General features: G+C 68.4%; 3 protein-coding genes. 2 read left to right on the top strand and 1 reads right to left on the bottom strand.

The window, feature by feature from the left end; genetic code table 11:
- Positions 1–189: 189 nt before the first annotated feature.
- Complete coding sequence (locus ACWEO7_RS39210) at positions 190–1,134, top strand: carbamoyltransferase C-terminal domain-containing protein (RefSeq protein ID WP_452430875.1); 945 nt, start codon at positions 190–192, stop codon at positions 1,132–1,134.
- A 4-nt stretch (positions 1,135–1,138) separates the two neighbouring features.
- The gene (locus ACWEO7_RS39215) at positions 1,139–1,942 is read left to right on the top strand and encodes a class I SAM-dependent methyltransferase (protein WP_452430877.1); all 804 of its coding nucleotides are present in this window, start codon (positions 1,139–1,141) and stop codon (positions 1,940–1,942) included.
- 97 nt (positions 1,943–2,039) lie between these two features.
- On the opposite strand, the gene ACWEO7_RS39220 is transcribed toward ACWEO7_RS39215, so the two are convergent.
- Positions 2,040–2,204, bottom strand: coding sequence for a hypothetical protein (locus ACWEO7_RS39220; RefSeq protein ID WP_452430879.1), 165 nt, complete (start codon positions 2,202–2,204; stop codon positions 2,040–2,042).
- Positions 2,205–2,288: the final 84 nt, after the last annotated feature.

Consider the following 2,288-nt stretch of genomic DNA (forward strand, 5'->3'; position numbering starts at 1 on the left):
CAAGCGGGTGGGGTCGGTGTCGAGCAGGGTCAGGATCCAGGTGGCGTCGGCGCTGGTCGGGGGCGGTGCGGCTGTCGTGGCGGGAAGTGGTTGGGGTCGATCGATGCTGGGCGCCCGCACCTGAACACCAGTCTGCTGCACCGGGAGGTGTTCCACCGGCATCCGCTGTTTCACACCGATCAGCTGCCGATGATCGCCGAGGACACCCTGCCCGGTTTCCCGCCCCGTCGACTGCCCGGTGGCGCGCTGCACCGCGAGCACGCCAACGTCGCCGCCACCGCCCAAGCCACGATCGAAACCGCGGTGCCGGAGCTGGTCGAGCGACACCGCCAGCCCGGCGACACGCATCTGTGCGTCGCCGGCGGGGTCATGGAAAACTCCGTCGCCGTCGGCAAACTCGCCACCCACGGCGGGTTCGTCGATGTGTACGCCGCTCCCGCCTGCGGGGACGCCGGATCCGCCCTCGGTGCGGCGCTGGTGGTCGCCGCCGCCCACGGCTACCGCACGTCCCGGTTGGAGGACACGCGCCTCGGCCCGGCCTACAGCGATAACGCGATCGAAACGGTGCTGCGCGAGTGCGGCATCACGTATCGGGTGACCGAGGACCCGGCCGCCAGCGCGGCACAACTGCTGGCTGCAGGACAGATCGTCGCCTGGTTCTGTGGCCGCATGGAATTCGGGCCCCGCGCACTGGGCGCCCGCTCGCTGCTGGCCGACCCATCCTCGGCGGCGATGCGGGAACGAGTCAACCGCATCAAGCGACGCGAGGAGTTCCGGCCCTTCGGGCCCTCGGTGCTCGCCGAACACCTTCCGGAACTGTTCGGCCGCAATGATATTCGCGCTCCGTTCATGTCGTTCACGCTTCCCACCGCCAACGGCGACTCAATCGTGGCAGCCACGCACGTCGACGGCACCAGCCGACCCCAGAGCGTGCCGCCAAGCCCCGGCGCGTACCGGCGGCTCATCGAACATTTCCATCAGCTCACCGGAGTACCCGCGGTGCTGAACACCAGCCTGAACAGCGGATGGGAGCCGATCGTCGCTGACCCAGCCCACGCCCTGGCGTTCTTCGGTTCCAGCCCGGCAGATGCCCTGGTGATGGGCTCCCACATCATCACCAAGGACGGGCACTGAACGGATGGACGACTCGCTCGCGCTGCTGGCCGACCAGATCACCATCCACAAATGCTACTCACAACACCCCTCCGACCTGGACACCGATGTCGCCGCCGCGTTCGCGCTCACCGGAGCCGAGCGGATCCTCGACGTCGGCTGCGGCACAGGCGAATTCCTGCGTCACATACTCCACAGCGGTCATCGAGGACACCTGGTGGGCATCGACATCCGGCCCGAAGCGGTCGAAGCCACCAATCGCACCCGCGGGCTACACGCATACCGAGCCAGCGCGGAGGACCTGCCGTTCGGTGATTCGGTGTTCGACCGGACCGCCGCCAAGCATGTCCTGTACTACCTACCGGACCCAGCCCACGCGCTGCGCGAACTGCGGAGGGTAACCCGCCCCGGTGGGCGGGTCTGCGTGAGCATCAACCACACCCAGACCGCGCCCCGCATCCACGCGCTCGTCGCCGCTCACGCGGCGTCGTTCGGATTCACCCCACAGCTGGCGTCAGCGGTATGGGCCGCGATGCCCGCACAGCCGGACTCGGTCACCGCGGCCAGCGTCGTGCCACTGATGCGGGCCACTTTCGGCAACGTCACCGTCCACCGGCGCGACAACGCCCTGCTGTTCCCCAGCGTGGAGTCGCTGATGCGGTACGCGCAGGTCGTCATGCGGTTCTCCTGCGCGGTACCGTCTCAGGACCCGCACCACGATGTGATCCTTGCCCGAGTCGACGACGAGGTGCGGTCGTGGTTCGCCACCAACAACGGCGGGCCGTGGCGCGACGCGAAGGGCTACACCGTGTTCACCAGTACTCGGTAGCGCACGCGGCCCACGAGCCTGCGCGGCTGATCAGTGTTCAGTCGGACCAGCTGATCATCCGGCAGGCGTGATCGGGTGCGCGCGGGACACAGCCCCGTTATCGAGCCGAACCCACCTGACTCCAGTCGAACCCGAGTTCGCCCTTGTCGGCGAGGATGCGTTCCCACCACTCGCGGTTGTCGCGGTACCAGCGGACGGTCGCGGCGATCTCCGGTTCGAACTGCCGTTCCGGCCGCCACCCCAGCTCGGTCCCGAATGGCACGAGGCCGGAGTGTGGCAGCAGTTGCACGAACTGGTACTCACCGAACTACGCGCGGCGGGGAAGCTGGAGCTGTCGACTGCGCTG

Source organism: Nocardia sp. NPDC004260, assembly GCF_053603155.1.